The following is a 21870-nucleotide window of genomic DNA, read 5'->3' as shown; positions in this document are numbered from 1 at the left end:
AGATAGTGCAAACCGAATACAAAGAAACTTGTTTCAATTTGTTGAGGTGCCGCCTATTTTATGCAAAGATAGTGCAAAAAAGCGAAATATTTGATATTTGTTGCCATTATTGCATAAAAAAGTTGGGCTCAAAAGGCCCAACTTACATAGAGAGCTATAAAAAAAATACGCATCACGCGCAGTAGATAGAATTACAACACCCTACCTTATAATGATTTTTTTACCATTTACAATATAAATACCTTTATGTGGTTTTACAACTCGCCGACCGCTCAAATCGTAATACTTCATGTCTTTAGTCTGTTCGGAAGCCACTGGCAGATCTATTCCCGTAACAACTTTATTGCCATTAAAGATAGAATAAATATAGGTGGTTGTATATCTTATCTTCATATCCAGCCACATCTTTCCGTCTTTTACATAACTCTTAGTATCGTCTAAAGATATGAAAAGATACAAACTTAGGCCGTTTTTGGTCTCTACTTCTACTTCTTTCTCGGTTACTTTTGCAAAAGTACAGCCATCATTCGATAGAGTTACGCCCACATTATCAAGCGTTATGTCTTTAAATTGTAAAATTCCGTACACGAAATTCTGTATTGTAAGGTTTACAGTGTTCTCTTTCGTGCCTTTGGCAACCTCTATCTTCACTTTCTTGGGGGTACCTGTAGTGGTGGCAGGCTTACCGATTTCGGTATAAAGATTGCCGTCGTAAGTGCCGTAAACGGCCGAAACATCGGTTTGTGCCGAAGTTGTAAGTGCAAAAAACAATACGGAAATTATTATTAATAATCTGTTCATCCTTACTTACATTCTTATATTAATATTGATAAATCATCCATATCGATATGTTTGATTTGCTTGCAAAGATACGAAAAAATGGAAATATCTCAAAATAAATAAGACATTTAGGATAATTTTAAGCGTTTTTTAGATAAAATAGGGGAATTGAGGAAAGGAAGAGAGGGAAACATGGAGGAAAGATAAAGGGTACAGAGGAAAGAGGAAAGGGGAGCAAGAAGAGAAGATAGAAAGACATTGGAAGATGATTATGTGGGGATTTGACAGTTATAAGTCCTTGTAAGAAATGAGGTCGAGCGGAGAGAAAAGCGGATTTATGCGGAACACCTATTTGCAAAAAATCTCATATCTATGCCCCACAAATAGACTATCGCCGATTTTATATAACATATTTACCTGACATAAATCATAGGAGTTTTACTCTTAAACGGTGCATCTGTCTGTTATAGACTGCATCGTTAACATTGTTCTTTTGCCTTTTTACCCCTTTACTTTTTTACCTTTTCCCCTTTCAAAACTCCGCCTCGGCGCTTAATTTTATGCATCTGCCGCTTACAGGGTGTATAAACTCCATACTTTCGGCATGCAGGTAGAGCCGCTGCGAACGCGTGCCGTAGAGATTATCGCCTTTGATCGGGCAGTTCAGACCATAAGGATGAGCGCAGTGAATGCGCAACTGATGCGTTCGCCCCGTATGGGGAAAGAGCGCGATGCGCGTTTCTTCGCCCGCAGTTCGCAATATCTTGTACTCCGTAACAGCCTCTTTACCATGTTCAAAGTCGACGAGCTGTCGAGGTCGGTCAGCTAAGTCGGGGCGCAAGGGCAGTGAGATAATGCCGGCAGAAGGCCATCTGCAACTGTCGGGCACGCCATCGAGCACGGCTATATATTGCTTCCGTATGGTGTGTTCGGCGAATTGTCGCTGCAATATGCGGTGGGCATTCTTGGTTTTGGCTATGATGAGGAGCCCGCTCGTGGCCATGTCGAGGCGATGAACGATAAGCGGACTGTTGCTGTCGGGATAGCGCATGCGCATCAGGTCGTACACCGAAAGCGCACAGGCTTTGCCCGGAACGCTCAACATTCCTGCGGGTTTGTTGATTACAACTATCGCTTCATCTTCGTAGACAATAGGTATATCTGGCACAGATGTGGCGTTTGTCGGCGATAGGGCTATGGTGTAAGGAGCACAAGTTGTAGGTCTGTTGGGGGTAGTCGCAAAGTGTGTGGCAGACGGGGCTACGGGCAGTCCGCGAAGCATCCACGAGAGAATAGGCTTACACTTGCCGTTACAGGCCGGATAATAGTGCAGATGATGGCGGATTTCGTCTTTCGGAGAGGCTCCATACCAAAACATTGCCATGCACAGAGGGTGCAGCCGGTGGCGGTAGGCATACTGCAAGAGCTTGGGTTCGCAGCACTCTCCGCTGCCTGCGGGCGGCATCTTTCCCGCTTCTTCGGCAAATATATCGATCAAATTGCGCCGTTCTCCTTCGGCATTGAGCATGGTGAAATGCTCGAAGAGCCACCGCTGAAGAGCATCAGACTTCTGTTTACGTGCTTTCTTCAGCAGTTCTATCTCCGCTTCTTTATCCTTCAACAGTGTTTCTTTCTCGGCTATAGCAGCGCGGAACCGCTGCTTCATGCGCTTCAGTTCGGCTTTCATGAACTGGCTTTCGCGTATCATGTTAGTTTCGTCTGTGGCATTTGTCGGAGTTTGAAGGCGCAGGCGGTCGCGTTTTTCCTTGGCTTTTCTGATGGTGTTTTTATATTCTTCGATCGTTCTTTCGGCTTCTCGGTGCAACAAATGCAGCTCTTGTTGCTGTTGCAGATAATGGTTGTCGGTCTCGAGAGTCTCCACCTTTTTATTTATATCGGATATTTCCTGCTCATGGAGCTTGAAATAACCGCCGGTTTGCAGATAGTCGAACGCCGCTGGAACAAACCCCTGCCAGTTGCTCTTGCCGCATATTTGTCCGGAATAAGCCGCTATGTAGCCGATAGGCATTGCTCCCGATGCGCTTGGCTGGGGCTTCTGCGCTACCAATACACCGAACATTTTGCCCTGTCTTGCCTCGTTCAGGAAAGCCGTATTGCTCGTATTCTCCGGCTTTTCAATGCGGCCGATCAAATCGTTTACGGCCATCAGGCACAACGGATGGGGCTCATAGCAGAACGGATCGGTAAATGTATCGGGTGGAAGAATGTCGGTATAAAGCCGGTGAAAGGTCATTTCATTTTCTTTCTGTCGAGTATCGTGATGGTTTTTCCCTCTATCCTGATGGCCTCGTTCTTGGCCAGTTCCGCCAATACACGCAGCAGCGAATACTTCTGTATGCCGAAGCTATCGGCGATTTCCTGCCGCGATTTGTCTAATTTAATTACGTCGGAACCTTGCCGACCGGCCTGTTCAAGGAGCATGTAAGTCACTTTCTCGCGCACAGTGAATAGGGATAACACCTTCATCTTGTGGGTTAAGAAGACGTCTATGTTAGAAAGAACGCGGATAAAATTCATTCTGATCTTATCATCTTGGTCGAGTAAGCGCAGTAGAGTGGCCGGTAACATTCGCAAAACGGCCGTTTCGCCCTCTGTTTCTACGCTTACAGCCATGCTGTTGTGCTTGGCAAAGATGAACGCAGGTGCCACTATGTTGCCTTCTCTCAACCGACTAACTTCCACCTGCTTGCCGCTCAGGCTCACCATTCGGCATACCAGTTCGCCGTTGATTACGATATCGGCATACTTACATGGCATGCCTGCGAGCGCATAAACGTCGTGTTTGTTGTAATTAACGATACGATAATCGATGCCGGATAGCGTCATTTCTATTTCGAAAGGCTCCATTCCCGCAAATAGGGGGCACAGGCGAAGAGCTTTGGTAATTCTATCATTCATGGCGACAAAGATACTTATTTTGGCCGAAACGTGCAAACGGCGGTAACATTTGTTATCATAATCGCGCTTGGCACGGCATTTGTTCGTAAACAGGCTGATAAGACATCATGCTCTTAACTAACAAATAACGATATGGATAAGGTGATTGAAAAGAAAAAGGTACTGCGCCCGAACGAATTGATAGATTATGCTGCGGGCGGTATTGTAAGCAAGGAGTTTGAACACAGCAATGCCGGAAGTATAACGCTCTTTGCCTTTGATGAAGGTCAACGGTTGAGTGAGCATAGCGCACCCTACGATGCAACGCTGTTGATTATAGACGGTGAGGCCGAAGTAATGATCGATGGTGAACTTTATCACCCCAAGGCAGGCGAAATGATTATCCTTCCTGCCAATCATCCCCATGCCGTGAATGCGGTTCACCGCTTCAAAATGTTGATTACGATGATACGAGGTTAACGGTGCGAACGGCATGCTTGAGATGGAAATACAGGCGGTATTCTCATGCGGAGTACCGCCTGTGTTTGCAACAGAATGCAAGAATGTGCCCGATAGGATGCCTGTGTAGGGAGGATAGGCATAAGGTATAAGGCAGACAAGCAGTGCTTCTATCGCCGACAGGCCATGAAGATAAAAAAGTTATCAAGGCAGGATGAACATTTTAATAAATTTATTTTGCCATCTCCTTTTCTTCGCTTAACTTTGCTTCCATAAATCTTAATGACCGTTGATGAAGGCGTTTGATAAAGCTACACTGTTTAAAGAGCTGCGCGATTATATCTTTATAGGCATCGCGATGATGTTCTATTGCATCGGTTGGAATGTGTTCTTGCTGCCCAACAGTATTGCCACGGGTGGTGTACCCGGCATTTCTTCCGTCATATTTTGGTGGACCGGTACCCATGTAGAGGTATCCTATTTCGTCATTAATGCCATTCTAATGGTGTTTGCCCTGCGTATCTTGGGCCTTAAATTTTGTGTCAAAACCATTTTTGCCATACTGGTACTTACGCTTCTTACCACGTTTGCCACGCAAACAATGAAGGGGGTAGTGCTGTTGAAGAACCAACCGTTTATGGCAAGTGTTATAGGTGCTGCCTTTTGCGGTACGGGGGTAGGGCTCGGTTTATCGGCTAATGGCAGCACGGGCGGTACGGATATCATCGCTGCCATCGTAAACAAGTATCGCGACATATCGCTGGGACGGGTGATATTGATTTGCGATATCTTTATTATCTCTTCGAGTTATTTCGTTTTGCACGACTGGGAAAAGGTGATCTATGGCTATGTAGTGCTTTTCGTAACGGCTTTTTGCGTAGATCAAGTGGTCAATTCCATGCGACGTTCGGTACAGTTTTTCATCATATCCGATAAGTATGAGGAAATCGGGCACCGTATCAATGAGAACCCGCACCGCGGTTGTACGGTCATAAATGCCAGCGGTTTCTATTCCGGACGTGAGGTGAAAATGCTTTTTGTGTTGGCTAAAAAGAGCGAATCCGATAAGATTTTCAGCCTTATCGATGAAATAGATCCCGCCGCTTTCGTATCTCAAAGCGCGGTTATCGGCGTGTATGGCGAGGGTTTCGATAAGTTCAAAGTGCGCCATAAATCGCATTCGAAAACAGTATAGTTCCTGTCTACATAAAATAGAAAGCGGGAAAACCTGTTAAAGGTCTTCCCGCTTTTGTTGCTTATGGAGTAATGTATTACTTCAGTTTGGTATAACCGTACTTGGAAGTGCTGCCGAGTTCTTCCTCTATGCGGATGAGTTGGTTGTACTTAGCCATACGGTCTGTGCGGCTCATAGAACCTGTCTTGATCTGGCCCGAGTTGGTTGCAACGGCGATATCGGCAATGGTTGTGTCTTCTGTTTCGCCGGAACGGTGAGACGTAACCGTGGTGTAACCGTGACGATGAGCCATTTCGATAGCCTCGAGCGTCTCTGTCAACGAACCGATTTGGTTCACCTTGATCAGGATAGAGTTAGCTGCACCCATCTTGATACCTTTCTCCAAGAACTTTGTGTTGGTAACGAACAGGTCGTCGCCTACCAACTGACAGCGGTCGCCGATGGCCTTTGTCAGTTCTACCCAGTTCTCCCAGTCGTTTTCATCGAGTCCGTCTTCGATGGAATCGATGGGGTATCTTGTAATCAGGTCTTCAAGATATTTGATCTGCTCTGCCGCTGTGAGCTTCTTTCCGTTAGGATCTTTCGGCATTCCGTTCTTCAGTTGGCGGTAGTCGTAATACCATTTACCGTTCTCCTGTACTGCGAATTCCGATGCTGCACAGTCCATCGCGATCTTGACATCCTTACCGGGTTCGTAGCCAGCATCCTTGATTGATTGGATTATACTATCGAGTGCGTCTTCTATTCCATCGAACTTAGGAGCGAAACCTCCCTCGTCTCCCACTGCTGTAGATAGCCCGCGTTTCTTCAAGAGCTTAGCAAGAGCATGGAAAACCTCGGCACCCATGCGGATTGCCTCTTTCTCTGAAGGAGCGCCGACGGGCCGTATCATGAACTCTTGGAATGCAATTGGCGCATCTGAATGGGCACCTCCGTTGATGATATTCATCATTGGAACGGGCAAAGTATATGTGTTTGCACCGCCTATATAGCGATACAACGGCAGACCAAGGGCCTGTGCAGCAGTGTGAGCTACGGCAAGCGATACGCCGAGGATGGCATTTGCGCCGAGCTTGCTCTTAGTAGGAGTGCCGTCGAGTGCCAGCATTTTGTAGTCTATAGCACGCTGATTCAGCACACAGTCGCCCTTCAAAGCAGGAGCGATAACGTTGTTTACGTTCTCTACAGCCTTAAGAACGCCCTTCCCGCCGAAGCGTTTTTTATCGCCGTCACGAAGCTCTAACGCTTCATTCTCGCCCGTTGAGGCGCCTGATGGTACGCTTGCACGACCGACAACGCCATTATCCAATGTTACTTCAACCTCTACTGTAGGGTTTCCACGAGAGTCTAAAATCTCTCTAGCGTGAACTTTTTCAATTACCATAATTATTGTTTTTATTTAATTAAATAAAATATTGTCGTTGCTGTTTCTATAAACTTGCTGCGGCAGGCCATTGCTGTTTCATTTGCAAAGATAATGCCAAATTTCCGAAAAACGAAATCTTGTTTCTAATATTAATAGGCTATTTTGTAATAATTAACCCCTTTGCGCGGTCGTAAATTCTGCACTTAAATCGAATGCAAAGTAGAGATGGCATACGGCATGGTTACGGGTAGCGGCGATAGACAAGCTGTGTATTCGTAATACACGGTATGCCTAACGGGAACAGGCATTACATGTAATTCATACAGAGCGGACAGCTAAGGTTGTCTGCAAATGCGTTTTTAAGAAGTTGCCGACTTTTATACGGCAATTGCAACTACCGGTTTAAATATTTGGAAGCAGGATTGAAATTATGTATCTTTGCAATCCGAAAGGAGATTATTCAGGATATTACGGTTTCAGGGGAACCTGATCGATAAGCTGAAATAGAATAAAAGCAGACCTTGGAATGGTCTGTTTTGTGTGAACATAAACAGTATTAATTTCTTAAAAACCACAACCGGTTATGCGGTACATTATTTTTACATTCATTGTATTCTTTGCCTTGCGCTTGATTTCGTTGTCTTATTCTATCCGAAACGAGAAACATATTCGAAAGAAAGGTGCCGTGCAATATGGCAAATTCAATTCTCTTTTGCTTACGCTTGCCCACATTGCTTTTTATTTCTCTGCTTTGTATGAGGCTTATATCTCCGAAACAGACTTCAATGCGCTATCTATGTGGGGCGTAGGTGTGATGACCTTCGCGTATGCAATGCTATTCTACGTAATTTACAAGCTGCATGATGTATGGACGGTAAAGCTGTATATCGTTCCTAACCATCGAATTGAAAGGAGTTTCTTATTCAGAAAAGTCCGTCATCCTAACTATTATCTTAATATTATTCCCGAGCTTATCGGCGTTAGTTTACTCTGTAACGCATGGTACACCGTGGCAGTAGGGTTGCCGTTATATGGCTGTTTGCTGGCAATACGCATCCGTCAGGAAGAGAATGCCATGAAAGCATTGTGGAAACAAGAATAATAATACCGGCATCGGTGCCTGCCGTATTCTTTTCAGACGGGCGCCGATGCCGGTATACGAGTTATGCCTGTGCTCCAATATTGGAGCACCTTATATATTAATAAGGTGGTTACGGCAGCTTATTATAGTAGGTATCGTCCACTTCTTCGAGCCATTCAGTGGAAGCACCTTCTACGGGTATCGAGAATGCAATGTGCTGGAACCAGCTGTCTTTGGCCGCCCCGTGCCAGTGTTTTACCTCTGCAGGTATCTCGATAACCGTGCCCGGTTTCATTTCTACGGGTTCCTTGCCCCACTCCTGATACCATCCGCGGCCGCCCACAGCAATAAGTATCTGTCCTGTTTTGTGGTGAATGTGCCAGTTGTTGCGGCATTTGGGTTCGAAAGTTACGTTGGCCATCGGTATTTCACCCTCGCCAATGCGTTGCAAATAGCTATTTCCGATGAAGTATTTGGCGTATGCCGTGTTGGGAGTTCCCACGGGATAGAGCGGATTTTCTATCGGTGCGCCCTCGCTGAACGGTTCGTTCATCACCGCTGCAATGGCCTTGCGTGCGCGGTAGGCTTCCATATCGCCCACATAGGTAGCCAGTATATCGGGGATAGACCGTAACTCTTCGAGGCTTACACCCATGTTGTAAGCCCCGCGGACATGTGCTCTAAGTTGGCTCTCGCAACCTTTCAGCGAAGCTATGGCACTCAATGTTACAACTTCTCTGTCGGCATGACTGAGTACAGGACTTGCAAATATGTCGCCGAAAAGGTGGGCCTTGAGGTAATAGTCTTCGCGTTTGCTGAAGTCATAGCTAAATGGCTTGCCCGTAAGTTGTGTCTGTATCTTCGTTCCTTCCTGCAGAGAATTGAAGTCTTTGGGCAGTATATCGCCGTCGTTTCCCAATTCAGTGGATATACCCTTTGCCTTTCGGTCGGTTACAACCTTCTGCAACTGCCCCAAGGCATTAAGAGAACGCGGGAAACCCGTGTAAGCATACAGCTGTGAAAGTGCCTCTTTGATCTCTGCAACGGTAAGTCCGCGGTTCAAACCTTCATCAATTGTCGTGTACAGACGTTCCAAATCTCCCTTTGCTTCCAAGCCTGCAATGGCCGAAAGACTTTGATGTCGTGCTGTCAGTTCCATGTTCTTTTGTGCTTTAATGGGGCTGCAAATGCATAAGAGTGCCGTTATTACAGTCCCAAATGTTCTTTTTATGTCCATAATTTGTACTTTTTATGTTTGCAAAGATAGGGTAAAAAGAAATAGAGATAGCTAAAAAAATTACCGAATAAAGTACCACAATTACGGAAAAACATGGCTTTGCAGTACTTTATTCGGTAGATATGAAAGGTGTTATTGGCGGTCTTTCACGGGCAATATGGCATTGCCTATGCAGGCGTTGGGCATCTGTATGTGGAGCATAGCGCACACTGTGGGGGCGATATCTACCATCTTAACGGGTACAGACGTTTCTCCATGCTTGATATTCCAGCCCATAAACACGAGCGGGATATGCGTATCATAAGGATTCCATGCACCGTGCGTAGTTCCTTTATAGTCGGGTTTATATGGCCAGTCAAAATATCCGTTTCTTAAAATCACGGCTAAATCGCCGCTTCGGTTGTGGCAATATCCATTGATGGCGCGCTCTTTAATAGGCTCAGGCAAGGGCTCTATGGCTGATTTTTCGAGATCGAAGGCATATAGGAATTGGGTGTCGGCTTTCAAGAAGTTGGCTGCAGCGGTCCTTACTTCACCGAGTTCCAGCCCTGCATGCCCGATTGCGTCGTGATCGAGATAAAGAAAATTCATGTAAGCACGTGTAACCAATTTATCTACACCGAACTTATTTTTCAGATAGGTGTTCAGCTCGTTTGTCGTTTTTGTTACATCCCATCCGTCTACAGGCATTCTGTGGGCGGCCATCTGGTTAGGGTTATGCACGGCGCCATGGTCGGCTGTGAGAAACAGCAGATAGTTGTTTCGCCCGATTTTGGTATCGAGAACATTGAGAAATTGCGCTATATCCCTGTCAAGTTGCATATATACCTCGTAATTCTCCTTACCCCTTGTGCTGTAAGTGTGCCCGATAGCATCGGTAGACGATATGCTTACGCAAAGCATATCAGTAACATCACCTTGTCCGAGCTTCTCGTTATCAAGGATAGCTTGCGCCATTTTGAAGGTCATCGTTACTCCTTCGTTGCTTGTTTTTATATCATATCCGGGCTTGGTGTGGTTCCTACGGTTGAAATCCTGTACCCATTTCGGCAGTTCATCCATGTAATAAGTGCTCGAAACGAAGTTTCCGGCCTCTTGGTCCCACCAATAAGCGGCATTAGCATTAAGGCCTGCCGGCAATATAGCGGCACGGTCTTTGATCGCAACACCGAATACACGCGACTTATAATCGGTGGCTATGCGCAGTACATCGCCTATTGTGGTGGCCCACATATTGCGTGGAGACATCTTACCTGCACTGTTTGTGCTTCCTACACTCTTAACTAGAGAGTCTGAACAGCAGTAACTCCACTTGTTGTTTATCATGAAATTATTGCCGGCAATGCCATGTAACGCCGGTACAGTGCCGGTATAAATGCTCGCGTGGCCTATTGCGGTAACGGAAGGTATATAGTTAATCATCGTATTTTCGCAACTGTAACCCTCGCGCAACATCCGTTTAAGCCCGTCGTTTCGATATTTATCGTAATAATAATATAGGTAATCCCATCTCATTTGGTCTATTACGAGGCCTACAACGAGCTTAGGTCTTTCGATTTGTGCATAACCTATCGATGTTACGAGGCACAAAAAAGCAGTGAGGATAATCTTTTTCATATCGTTATTAAAATATAATGTTGAACATCACAAAGGTACCTATAATTATTGTAAAAACGGAAAAAATATGATATTTCGTTTTGTTGAGTGCAGAAAATGCCGTACCTTTGGCAAAAAGGAGTAATATTCCATGGAAAAGATAACACAAGAAAACTTCGACGACCGGTATGTAGACAGCATAGAGGTACAGCAAATAGACAAGTTTGTATGTGATGAGATGTCCCGTCAGATACATAGATATATCAAAGGGATGTCGGGTACAAAGCGCATGATGGAGCGTTTTGAACAACAATTATCGCAGCTCTCGGTGCCACAGAAGGAAGAAGCGATTGCGCGATATATAGATTTAAACCGTAAAGTATTGAGCGGATTAGACTTCAAGATCGTACTGACGCGGGCCATGGCCAATTATTGCGACACCTTTATATATATGCTGAAACTTGTCAACGATAAGCGTAAAATGGTGTTTTACCTAAACCGTATCAAAAGTAAATATGTGCAATATCATCAGGTTTTCGAAGAGGAAGGCAAGTTCGGCATAAAGGATCATCGGGGTAGAGTGCTCGTTCATCCTTATTACGACTTCATCCGAACATGCTATGTTTACGTGGATGATCTTCGTACAATGCCCATCATCGTAGAAAAGAACGGTAAGATGGGGCTGATACTTCCCGACGGCAAAGATACTATTGTGGCCGATTTCGTGTACAACAATATCTCTCTGCGCGATGAACCTCCTTATTTCGAGGCCGTTAAAGGTAAGGTAAAAGGCCTTATCGATAACGACGGAAAGTTCATAGCACGGTAAATCATGCACATTAGAAAAGCCGAAAAGGGCGACTTGCAGTCTGTTATGCGGTTGATAGATATAGGGCGCGGCATTATGAGACGTAGCGGCAACCGGCAACAGTGGGCAGATGGAAGCCCTGATATACGTACGGTTATCCGCGATATAGAGCGAGGCGACAGCTATATCTGCACCGAAGAAGGGCGCACGGTGGGCACTTTCGTACTGGTGGAGGGGCCGGAAAGCACTTATAAACACATCTACGAGGGAGCTTGGATCGATGACGAAAAGCCTTATTATGTAATTCATCGCATTGTCGGAATGCCGGAGTGCCACGGTATCTTCAAGGCTGTTGTCGACTTTTCAAGGGGCTTTACCGACAATATCCGCATAGACACCCATCGCGACAACCTCATTATGCAACACATTCTGCTAAAACATAACTTCGAATACTGCGGCATCATCTACTTGCAGAATGGCGATGAACGCTTGGCATTCCAGCGTATCGAACCCGCGAACCCGTAAATATTCCGCCCTTTCTCTGTACTTAATACTCCGTTTTCTCCGCATTTTGTTCCCACAGTTCGAAGGCTTTGCGGGCCTCATCGGGCAGGAGTATCGACATTTGTTTATGCCTGTCGGCCGGTTTCAGAGCAATTTCTTTGTAAATAAAGTCGTCGTCGAAGCCAATCCTTGCGGCATCCTTACGATCGTTGGCATAATAAATACGGTTGAGATGTGCCCAATAAATGGCGCCGAGACACATAGGGCAAGGCTCGCAACTGGTGTAGATATCGCAGCCGGAAAGATCGAACGTATCGAGTTCGCGGGCAGCCTTGCGGATGGCGTTCACTTCTGCATGCGCTGTAGGATCATGGTCTATGGTTACACGGTTGGATGCCTCGGCGATGATTTCGCCATTCCTTGCGACAACAGCCCCGAAAGGTCCGCCCCCGTTTCTTACACTCTGTTCGGACAACGCAATAGCTCTGCGCATCAAATCTGTTTGTTTCATCATAAATTGTTTTTAGGTCTTGTCGTTTCAAACAAGCCCACAAAGGTACAAAAAAATACCCATATCGGCAGACAGACCGCCAATATATTCTCGGCAGACAGGCGTAAGAGTAAAAGTTAAAGCTACGAGGGAGGACCGTAGTTTATAGTATTCCGGCCTTTTCCAATAGGGGCATTATCACATCTGCATGCAATCTGTTTTTCTTTTCCACGGCATAATACTCGCTTAGCAGGTCTTGCCGTCCGGCCAACAGAGTGCTCATCTGCTTGTCGTCTATAATGAATGCTTTCTTTTCTCCGTGCATAATGATATAACAAACATCCTGTTTAATCAGCTTACTGTTCGATGCCGATGCAATTAGAGAACCAACCAATCCGAACGCTCCTCCCATCATAGCTCGGCTTCCAGCCTCCTTTACATTAAAATAAGTAATCAGCAATCTGCCGTCTTTCATGCGGTAACCACGGGTATAACCCGTGTTAAAACGCACTCCGCGGTCTGTATAAAGGCCGGTGTTGAGAAGTAAAGTATCGTTATACATAACGGCGAAAGCATATTTCTTCAGCAGTTTATTAGTGTGTTTGTTACCCGTATCGAACTTAAAGTCATTTCCTCCCCACCACATTTGTTTGGCACGACTCTTGGTAAACACCTGAACAGAGTCTGCTTGTTGCCATTTTTCGGCCATCATATCGTCGTAATTCGTACAATATTTTATGCAGGTGGGTACTTTTTGAACCACTTTTATAGTGTCTGTATTGCCGGCCTGCACGGGCATAGAGACTACGAAAAGGACAACGGCAAGTATGACTACCGCCTTTACTATAAATATTTTTTTCATGATAACTTGGAATTAAACATCGTTTTACATTATGTTTTCAGAATATATAGTTTATGCCTGCGGTGCACGCAAAACAGTTCTGTTCATGTTTTTCTTGATTCGAACCTTTGCAAAGTTATAGATATTTATCAAGAAAACAAAATTATCATGCGGAAAATATTGTTGCTGAACAGCGGGCGGAAAGCTATTGCAGGTATGGCAGAGGGCGCTTTTTAGAATTGCATCCGCCTTGTCTATTTTCAGAGAAAAATATTGGTACCGTTCGTACATGGCGTTTCTGTCTTCGATAGAATGCCCGTACAAGCCCGACAGGCAGGCTGCCTATCGGCGATAGATGTGCCGAATTATCGGAATATCTGTTAGCAACAAATAAAATATTTTCTGCTATCGATGCGCTTTTGGTACCCGTTTCTTCGGTTTATATCTATCCGAAAACGCCCGTTCCCATTTCCTTTGCAACACTTGTACACCCCATTTATTTTTACCACTCGAACTTTTTGTCGCAAGAATATGCAAAATAGAAAAAAAATATGTAAGTTTGCAAAGAAGAACGAAACATTCAATAACATCTAAAACATATATTACTATGAAGGTTCATGAGTATCAGGCAAAGGCGTTTTTTGCCGATTACGGGCTGCCCGTAGACAGGAGTATCCTGTGCCGTACGGTAGAAGAAGCGGTGACAGCCTACCGCACTCTCGGCGTTGATCGGGCGGTTATAAAAGCACAGGTGCACACCGGAGGGCGCGGAAAGGCTGGTGGCGTGAAGGTTGCCAACGGCGAAGAAGAGGTTCGCGAGTATGCCTCGAAGATATTGGGTATGACTATTAAAGGCTTTACGGTAGACAGAATACTCGTCGGAGAGGCCGTTGCAATCGCGTCGGAATATTACGTGAGCATCCTTATCGACCGCAAATCGAAGTCGCCTTTGCTGATGTTGAGCCGCGAAGGGGGCATGGATATCGAACAAGTAGCCCGCGAAACGCCCGAGAAGATACATAAAATAACGATCGATCCGCTTGTGGGTATGACCGATTATTTGGCAAGAGAAGCGGCCTTCAAGCTATTCGACGACATGACAGAGGTAAAGCAAGCCGTGCCTATATTTAAGAATCTCTACCGCTTGTTTACCGAGAAAGATGCCTCGCTTGCCGAAATCAATCCGCTCGTTCTGACCGAAGACGGCCGGTTGAAGGCCATCGATGCCAAGATGACCTTTGATAATAACGCGCTTTACCGCCACGAAGACGTGTTTAAATTGTTCGAACCAACAGAGGAAGAGCGTAAGGAACAGGCCGCTAAAGATAAGGGGTTCAGCTACATAAACCTCGGTGGAAGTATCGGATGTATGGTAAACGGCGCCGGTTTAGCTATGGCCACGATGGACATGATCAAGCTTTATGGCGGCGAACCTGCCAACTTTTTAGACATCGGAGGCAGCTCTAATCCGGAGAAGATCGTCGAGGCAATGAAACTGCTCCTTAGCGATAAGCATGTCAGGGTGGTGCTCATCAACATCTTTGGTGGCATTACACGCTGCGATGATGTGGCAAAAGGCTTGATCGAAGCATTCGAACAATTGAACACAAAGATACCTATTGTAATACGACTTACGGGAACTAACGAGGTCGAAGGGCGCGAACTGCTGCACGGAACCCGCTTCACAGTGGGCACAAGCATGGCGGATGCCGGGCATAAGGCCGTGGAACTCGCTCGGTCGCTCGCCTAAGAAACATCGTTTACAGAACCATTTAACATTGAAAGATTATGAGTATATTGATCAATAAAGATACGAAATTGATTGTACAAGGTATCACCGGACGCGACGGGAGTTTCCATGCGTCGAAAATGAAAAGCTATGGTACCAACGTTGTGGGCGGCACCTCGCCGGGCAAGGCGGGACAAACAGTAGACGGTATTCCGGTGTTCAACACCGTGAAGGATGCCGTTGCAGCCACGGGAGCTGATACGTCTGTCATCTTCGTTCCTGCACCCTTTGCCAAAGATGCTATGATGGAAGCGGCGGATGGCGGTATAAAACTCATTGTTTGCATTACCGAAGGAGTGCCCACGATGGATGCTGTAATCGCGCAACGCTATATCCGTATGAAAGGTGCACGGTTGATAGGGCCGAATTGTCCGGGCCTCATATCGCCGGAAGAGAGCATGGTCGGCATCATGCCCACTAACATTTTCAAGAAAGGCCATACGGGTGTAATCAGCCGAAGCGGTACGCTTACCTACGAAGTTGTGTACAATCTTACCGTGAATGGCTTAGGACAGTCTACGGCAGTCGGCGTGGGCGGCGATCCTGTTGTGGGGCTCTATTTCCAAGACTTGCTGGAAATGTTCGAGAAAGATCCCCAAACAGACAGCATAGCCCTGATAGGTGAGATCGGTGGAGATGCCGAAGAACGTGCTGCGGAGTACATTAAAGCCCACGTAACCAAGCCGGTTGCCGTGTTTATATCTGGCCGTCAGGCACCTCCGGGCAAGCAAATGGGGCATGCAGGTGCCATCATTTCGAGCGGTTCGGGTACTGCCTCAGAGAAGATTGCAGCCTTTGAAGCGGCGGGAGTTCCCGTAGCCAACGAGACAAGCGAGATACCCTTGCTCTTGAAAAAGCAGCTGGAAAAGCGGAAAGGATAAAGAGTCGTGTGCGACGAACGGGCACACAACCCCGCCCGTCTGCATAAAATACGAAAAGAGAACGGGATGCTCTTCGTGGGCATCCCGTTATTCTTTGTATCTTATTTCACCGTTCTGTCAATAACGATCTTTCGGTGTATCACCCATATTCATCTCGAGTGTGCCCCCTTTGATGAATGTTTTAAACGGCAAATAGGGCGTTTTCAGCGTTTCTCCGTTCAGCCTATAATCCTGCACAAAGATATTCTTTTTGCTGTTACCGTTGACACGTATGTTGAACGTACCGCCGTTGTAATACTTGTCGCTCAGGCGAATAGAGACCTTATCGAATAGCGGACTGCCCAACGCAAACGTCGGATCGGAGGCGTCGAGGCCATGTACGTCGAAGAGACCTATAGAAGATATGACGAACCAAGCGCCCAACTGTCCTTGATCTTCGTCCTGTCCGTAGCCGTAACCATGAATTCCTTCGGTGCCGTAAAACTCGTCTAAGATGGCTCGAACCCACTTCTGTGTGCGCGAGGGCTTACCTGCATCGTTGAAAAGCCATGAGATATGCAGGCATGGTTGGTTGCCCTGATTGTACAAGGTCTCCAAACCGGCGAACGCACCGACCTCTGTACCGCCGCTGAATATCTTCTTTTGCGATAGTGTAAAGATGCTGTCCAAGCGGTTGGTGAACTCTTCAGCGCCTACCTTTGCCACAAGTGCCTGCGGATCGTGAGGCACATAGAATGTATATTGCCATGCGTTACCCTCCTGAAAACCACGCCATACCTGCAACGGATCGAAGTTTTCTACAAACGTACCGTCGGCCTTCTTGGGATGAACGAAGTTGGCTTTATCGTCGTAGATACGTTCCCAGCCCTTCGAAAGGTTCATCAGCTTCTTATAGTCGTCGTTCTTACCGAGCGCTTTGGCAAACTGTGCCACCGCCCAAGCGCTGTAAGAATACTCCAAGGTGTGGGATGCAGAGAACATAAACGCCTCGTCGGGGCCCTCTCCGGTTTCTTCATGAGGCACATAGCCGTATTTCACGAACTTGTCGGCATCTACCTTTCCGGCGCCTAAGGGGCGGTTCCGTCCCTCGAGTTCGTTCTTCAGACAAGCCTCGTATGCCAGCTTTATGTCGAAATCACGTATGCCGCACATGTAGGCAGCCACAATCATATTGCTCAATTGATTGGTGCCTACGCCCGATACATAGCGGCTGTTGGCCACACCATCGGCCAACCAACCGCAATCCTTATATATCTGTAAGTGGCTACTTATGAAGTCGCTCATGTGTTCGGGATATGCCATAATCCACACTTGCGTAAGGTTCCATTGCCCTCCCCACATGGCATCGGTGTTATAGAGATTGAAAGCGGGTTTGCCGTCTTTCAGCTCTATCTGTCCGATTTTGCCGTCGTGCCGCGGGTAGGCGCCGTTCACGTCGCTGGCAACACCACGACCGAGCAGCGCATGATACAGCCCCGTATAGAATTTCACCTTATCTTCTTTCACCTTAGTTTCTACGGCAATGCGGCTCAGATACTCCTGCCACGTGTCGTGCGACCGCTTTTTAGCTTCGTCGAAAGTAAGGTCTTTGACCTCCGTTTCCAAATTCAGGCGAGCATTTTCCACAGATGTATAAGAAACACCCACCTTTACTGTTACGGCTTCATCTTTAGAAGTCTTGAACGTGAGATACAGTCCGGCACCTTTGCCCGTTACCTTTTTGGCTCCTTGAGTAACCTTGTCGCCTACGAAAGTGCCCACTGTATCGGGCTTTTTATCGAGCACTGCCGAGAAATAAATAGGCACATTAGCCCCGGGCTGATACTTCTTAACGTATTCAGGTTCGGTGATTACCCAGCCTTCAATGCGCCCATTATCGTCGTAGGTTACCGATGCATCGGCGACAGCCCCGCTCTCTCCTTGCCGATTTCCTATGTCGAAAAGGATATGGCTCTCGCTACTTTCGGGGAACACATAACGCTGGAAAGCCACACGTTCGGTAGCTGTAACTTCGGCCTTTATGTCGTAATCTTTCAACATAACGGAGTAGTAGCCCGCCGTAGCCACCTCTTCGTCGTGGCTGAATGCCGAGCGGTAGCCCGTTTTCCGTAATGTATCGGTGGGCAATCCGGGCACTGTTACGAGCTTGCCCGTGGTAGGCATGAGCACCACACCGCCCACCTGAAACTCGTGCAGGCAGGGAAAACCCTCGATAGATTTATCGCGATAGTCGTATCCCGTGGCCTCCCAGCCCGACTTGTTGCCCAGAGAACCATTGGTAGAAGGGCCGGGCTTCGCCATTCCAAAGGGCATTGCGCCGGGTGCGAAGTGGAAATAACGACAATGAGCCGTGCCTATTCGCGGCTCTACATACTGCGTTAAATTCTCCTCTTTCGCCGTTTCTCGGCCGTTGCACGATGCAAGCAGCATACCTGCAATGCCTAACAGCAGAAATAATGTTTTCTTCATGAATGAAATGTAAAAATGATTTATTTAGAATTAGTATTTCCTACAAATGTAGAAAATAATACATGAAAGGCCGATGTGCATGCTCGTTATTTGGTATATATTGGGAATTATTAACTAAAACGGCATGCCTGTAACGGACTTTTGCCGCTTTCTTACCCCTCGACTTTACGGCGAATAGCAACAATACAGCCAACAGCCGCGACGGCAATTGCTCCGAAACAGCGGTGTTGCCGATAACGGGTGCTTACGGTAAAACGATTTTTCTATACTTGTGACCGAGGTTGCTGTGCGGATTTTCCGGTAGGAGAAAGAGTCTTAAACGGCGGGCGAATGGGCAACATGTTATCCTGCCGGAATTGCCAGTCGTAAGTGGTGCTGCAAATAGATATGCCATCTGTCGGTAACAGGAAAATTATCTATCGGTCGTAGACATGCCATGTATCGAGCATGGGTATGCTATCTATCCGGTCCGAGATGATATTCCCCGACAAACAGCTATATTATACGGCTCGGTTACAGATATTTTTCGTCGGTGCCGGACAAAAGAAATTGCAGTGTCGTTCCCGTTGTGCGAATCGGATGGCAGTGGCGTATCAGGATAACATATAGGCAATAAAAAAGGGGCTCCGCTGAGTCCCAACCTTTGTTAACCTTAAATCTAATACTATGAAAAACACGATGCAAAGATAACAGATTTATGGAATAAATACAAATGTTTGCGCGAACAGTATCGATAAATGGCGTTTTTTCTTGACTTAAGTCAATTGCGTGGTGATGTTTTTTGATGTTTCTGAAACCGATGTCGATAAATCGCAAGATAAATAAAAAGTAGCGATATTATTGGAAGATATATATTTTTTGTTTATTTTTGTAGGGAGACTTAATTATCGTTTAGGTAAAAATCTTTGTATAAGAACCCTGATGAAACATGCTTTATATACCCTTTATTTATTCAAGGCAGCATTAATGTTCGGTTGAAAAGTTTACTATCCGGTGCATAACACATAATGATTACCTTATAACTTTGTGCGGTTTATCCTTATGGCCATAACAAACGGCAGAGAGGAGCGCTGTTAATAATGCCGCAACTTTGCGGCTCTTGTTCTGTTGAAATAAAAACCTATTAAAGATTTGTCCTCAAAAAATGAAAACAAAGATTATTTATTCGTTGTTCTATTTGTTGTTGGTACCGGTGCTAAGTGCGGCACAGACCGTGGTTCGTATGGCCGAAAAGCCGGTCGATGTGGTGCGGTGGATCAGCACACATTTTGCTCATGGCACGGTTCCTCCGTTCTCTTTCGAGTACGGAGGCAGGCATTCTTCAGGCTTTATTACTCGGTGGAAATATCGAGTTGATAATCTGTCGTCGGACAATTCGCGGGTTATTAAACGCTTATATACCTATTTCGACAATGCCACCGGCCTGCAAGTAACATGCGAAGTGACGGCCTTTACCGATTATAGAGCGGTGGAATGGATGTTGCGTTTCTGCAATACGGGGCAGCAAAACACACCCGAAATAGCCAACGTTAAGGTCTCCGACGTAACGTTCAATTACCGAAAAGCGGGCGATTTTACACTGCATTATCCTGAAGGAAGCCATGCCTCGAAGACCGATTTCAGTCCTCATGCAAAGACGCTACATACAGGTGACACCTTTAACATGCGTCCCGAGGGCGGTCGTTCATCGCAAATGATGATGCCATTCTTTAATATCGAGTCTGTTAACCATCAAGGAGTGATGGCCGCTATAGGGTGGACAGGCACGTGGTATGCCCGTTTGCGATGCGTAGATGCACGTAATATCTCGCTTTTTACAGGTATAGAACGGTTGAAAACCTATCTTTATCCGCAAGAAAAGATACGTACATCGAGCGTTTGTTTACTCTTCTGGCAGGGCAAGGACCGCATGATAGGGCATAATATGTTTCGACGTTTCGTGCTTAATCACCACACTTGGAAGGTCAATGGCAGGCCAACAGTCTATCCGGTGTCTACAAGTTTCAATTACGGAGATCCCGCCCCGTGCAACGAATATACATGTCTGACCGATGATTATGCCATTGCCATGGTTAAAAGATACAAGCAGTTTAAGCTGATTCCCGAAGTGTTTTGGCTGGATGCCGGTTGGTATAAGAACGCTGCCGACGTGGAAAATCATAAGAGTTGGGGCAATACAGTAGGCAATTGGACGGTAGATTCTGTTCGTTTCCCCAACGGTTTCCGTCCCATTGCCGATGAAATTCATCGGGTAGGAGCTAAGTTTATGGTGTGGTTTGAGCCCGAACGAGTGGCGAAAGGATCGGATTGGGCGCTGCAACATCCGCAATGGATGCTTGATATTCGCGGTAAACAGAAGCAGAAAGAACGGCCGATAGACGATGAACACGACTCGTATCTCTTTAATCTTGGTAATCCGGAAGCCTGCCAATGGGTGAGTAAATATATCGGAGACTTTATAGAACAGAACGGCATAGATTATTATCGACAAGACTTTAACATAGAACCTGAAGGCTTTTGGCAGGCCAACGACGAGCCCGGGCGGCAAGGTATGTGCGAGATACATTATATAGAAGGCCTTTATGGCTTTTGGGAATATCTGTTGAAGCGCTTCCCCGGACTTTTGATAGATAACTGTGCCAGCGGCGGACGACGTATAGATTTAGAGACGATATCGCGAAGTGCACCGATGTGGCGTACCGATTATAACTACGGAGAACCTATCGGTTATCAATGCCACACGTACGGATTACATCAATATCTGCCTTTGCATGGCACCGGAACAGTTAAAGAAGACAAGTTTACTTTTAGGTCAAGTCTTGGAACATCGGTTGTTTATAACTGGAAAATTACGCAATCTGACTTCAATATATATGATATGCGTGAGCGTCAGGCAGAGTTTAAAGAGGTAAGACCTTACTTTTACGAAGACTTTTACCCGCTTAGCGAAGGTGAATACATCAACCTGACAAAAGACGACGTCTGGCTGGCTTATCAGCTTTACCGTCCTTCAGACGACAGCGGATACGTAGTAGCATTTAGAAGAAAAGATAATTCCAATCACAATTATACGGTTAAATTGCGCGGATTGAATGCCATGAAAACGTATACACTAATTAACAAAGATACCGGTAGAGTGGAAAAGAAAACAGGCAAGGAGCTAATGGATGGGCTGACACTAACTTTAGATGTTCCGCAAAGTAGTTTGCTGATCAAGATACAGGCAGAATAATGATAGGGCGTATAACACGGTTTCCTGCGTATAAAAATGCCGGTCTTATCCGTCGATAGCATGAAATTAATGTATATACAAATATTCCAATGAGTGGATATTGCCTTTATATATATTTGATTGCAAAGATGGGATAGCCAATAAGATGATTGATATTCAGCACATTATTGTAATCTTTATAGCTGACGGCAAAAGCTAAAATTAGCTAAATACTTGGCACTTTGAATAATAATATCTACCTTTG

17 protein-coding genes are annotated in these 21870 nt (G+C 46.0%); 8 read left to right on the top strand and 9 right to left on the bottom strand.

What is annotated here, in order from left to right:
* Positions 1-201 precede the first annotated feature (201 nt).
* The 3 genes from HMPREF0663_RS03895 to HMPREF0663_RS03885 all read right to left on the bottom strand — a co-directional run bounded on the left by HMPREF0663_RS03895 (position 202) and on the right by HMPREF0663_RS03885 (position 3699).
* Positions 202-801 carry a calycin-like domain-containing protein gene (locus tag HMPREF0663_RS03895; protein WP_004368915.1) on the bottom strand — a complete coding sequence of 200 codons (600 nt, stop codon included), beginning with the start codon at positions 799-801 and terminating at the stop codon, positions 202-204.
* Positions 802-1312: 511 nt separating this feature from the next.
* Positions 1313-3034: an RluA family pseudouridine synthase gene (locus tag HMPREF0663_RS03890; RefSeq protein WP_004368914.1), complete on the bottom strand. Its 1722-nt coding sequence runs from the start codon at positions 3032-3034 to the stop codon at positions 1313-1315.
* The gene (locus tag HMPREF0663_RS03885; protein WP_004368913.1) at positions 3031-3699 is read right to left on the bottom strand and encodes a Crp/Fnr family transcriptional regulator; all 669 of its coding nucleotides are present in this window, start codon (positions 3697-3699) and stop codon (positions 3031-3033) included. Before HMPREF0663_RS03885 ends, HMPREF0663_RS03890 begins: the two co-directional genes overlap by 4 nt.
* A gap of 132 nt (positions 3700-3831) precedes the next feature.
* On the opposite strand from HMPREF0663_RS03885, the gene HMPREF0663_RS03880 reads away from it, so the two are divergent.
* Both HMPREF0663_RS03880 and HMPREF0663_RS03875 read left to right on the top strand, forming a co-directional pair.
* A complete protein-coding gene (locus HMPREF0663_RS03880) occupies positions 3832-4158 on the top strand; it encodes a cupin domain-containing protein (protein ID WP_004368912.1) in 327 nt (108 codons plus the stop codon).
* Positions 4159-4429: 271 nt separating this feature from the next.
* On the top strand, positions 4430-5332 hold the full coding sequence (locus HMPREF0663_RS03875) for a YitT family protein (protein WP_004368911.1): 903 nt from the start codon (positions 4430-4432) through the stop codon (positions 5330-5332).
* A 76-nt stretch (positions 5333-5408) separates the two neighbouring features.
* Here the strand turns inward: HMPREF0663_RS03875 and eno are convergent, their stop codons facing one another.
* Positions 5409-6716 (bottom strand): phosphopyruvate hydratase, encoded by a 1308-nt coding sequence (gene eno, locus HMPREF0663_RS03870; protein WP_004368910.1) that lies wholly within the window; start codon positions 6714-6716, stop codon positions 5409-5411.
* Positions 6717-7281: 565 nt separating this feature from the next.
* On the opposite strand from eno, the gene HMPREF0663_RS03865 reads away from it, so the two are divergent.
* Positions 7282-7800 (top strand): isoprenylcysteine carboxyl methyltransferase family protein, encoded by a 519-nt coding sequence (locus tag HMPREF0663_RS03865; RefSeq protein WP_004368908.1) that lies wholly within the window; start codon positions 7282-7284, stop codon positions 7798-7800.
* A gap of 109 nt (positions 7801-7909) precedes the next feature.
* Here HMPREF0663_RS03865 and HMPREF0663_RS03860 read toward each other — a convergent pair whose 3' ends face one another.
* Positions 7910-8938: a carboxymuconolactone decarboxylase family protein gene (locus HMPREF0663_RS03860; RefSeq protein WP_231375167.1), complete on the bottom strand. Its 1029-nt coding sequence runs from the start codon at positions 8936-8938 to the stop codon at positions 7910-7912.
* Positions 8939-9148: 210 nt separating this feature from the next.
* On the bottom strand, positions 9149-10633 hold the full coding sequence (locus HMPREF0663_RS03855; protein ID WP_004368906.1) for an alkaline phosphatase family protein: 1485 nt from the start codon (positions 10631-10633) through the stop codon (positions 9149-9151).
* Positions 10634-10763: 130 nt separating this feature from the next.
* Between HMPREF0663_RS03855 and HMPREF0663_RS03850 the strand changes: the two genes are divergently transcribed.
* Both HMPREF0663_RS03850 and HMPREF0663_RS03845 read left to right on the top strand, forming a co-directional pair.
* Positions 10764-11441 carry a hypothetical protein gene (locus tag HMPREF0663_RS03850; protein ID WP_004368904.1) on the top strand — a complete coding sequence of 226 codons (678 nt, stop codon included), beginning with the start codon at positions 10764-10766 and terminating at the stop codon, positions 11439-11441.
* A 3-nt stretch (positions 11442-11444) separates the two neighbouring features.
* A complete protein-coding gene (locus HMPREF0663_RS03845; RefSeq protein ID WP_004368903.1) occupies positions 11445-11945 on the top strand; it encodes a hypothetical protein in 501 nt (166 codons plus the stop codon).
* Positions 11946-11967: 22 nt separating this feature from the next.
* Here HMPREF0663_RS03845 and HMPREF0663_RS03840 read toward each other — a convergent pair whose 3' ends face one another.
* Together HMPREF0663_RS03840 and HMPREF0663_RS03835 are read right to left on the bottom strand one after the other, a co-directional pair.
* A complete protein-coding gene (locus HMPREF0663_RS03840) occupies positions 11968-12435 on the bottom strand; it encodes a nucleoside deaminase (RefSeq protein ID WP_016665390.1) in 468 nt (155 codons plus the stop codon).
* 142 nt (positions 12436-12577) lie between these two features.
* On the bottom strand, positions 12578-13276 hold the full coding sequence (locus HMPREF0663_RS03835) for a DUF6563 family protein (protein WP_004368894.1): 699 nt from the start codon (positions 13274-13276) through the stop codon (positions 12578-12580).
* 586 nt (positions 13277-13862) lie between these two features.
* Here HMPREF0663_RS03835 and sucC point away from each other — a divergent pair.
* Together sucC and sucD are read left to right on the top strand one after the other, a co-directional pair.
* Positions 13863-15005, top strand: a complete 1143-nt coding sequence (gene sucC, locus HMPREF0663_RS03825; protein ID WP_004368888.1) for an ADP-forming succinate--CoA ligase subunit beta — start codon at positions 13863-13865, stop codon at positions 15003-15005.
* A 38-nt stretch (positions 15006-15043) separates the two neighbouring features.
* Positions 15044-15925, top strand: coding sequence for a succinate--CoA ligase subunit alpha (gene sucD, locus HMPREF0663_RS03820; RefSeq protein WP_004368887.1), 882 nt, complete (start codon positions 15044-15046; stop codon positions 15923-15925).
* Between the two features lie 117 nt (positions 15926-16042).
* Here the strand turns inward: sucD and HMPREF0663_RS03815 are convergent, their stop codons facing one another.
* Positions 16043-18394, bottom strand: a complete 2352-nt coding sequence (locus HMPREF0663_RS03815; RefSeq protein WP_004368886.1) for a GH92 family glycosyl hydrolase — start codon at positions 18392-18394, stop codon at positions 16043-16045.
* Between the two features lie 1144 nt (positions 18395-19538).
* Between HMPREF0663_RS03815 and HMPREF0663_RS03810 the strand changes: the two genes are divergently transcribed.
* Positions 19539-21626 carry a glycoside hydrolase family 36 protein gene (locus tag HMPREF0663_RS03810; protein WP_004368882.1) on the top strand — a complete coding sequence of 696 codons (2088 nt, stop codon included), beginning with the start codon at positions 19539-19541 and terminating at the stop codon, positions 21624-21626.
* The last annotated feature ends 244 nt before the right edge of the window (positions 21627-21870 follow it).

Origin of the sequence: Hoylesella oralis ATCC 33269 (genome assembly GCF_000185145.2) — a bacterium.
GTDB lineage: Bacteria > Bacteroidota > Bacteroidia > Bacteroidales > Bacteroidaceae > Prevotella > Prevotella phocaeensis.
The sequence above is the reverse complement of the archived record's forward strand: the minus strand, read 5'-3'. Positions and strand labels throughout refer to the sequence as shown.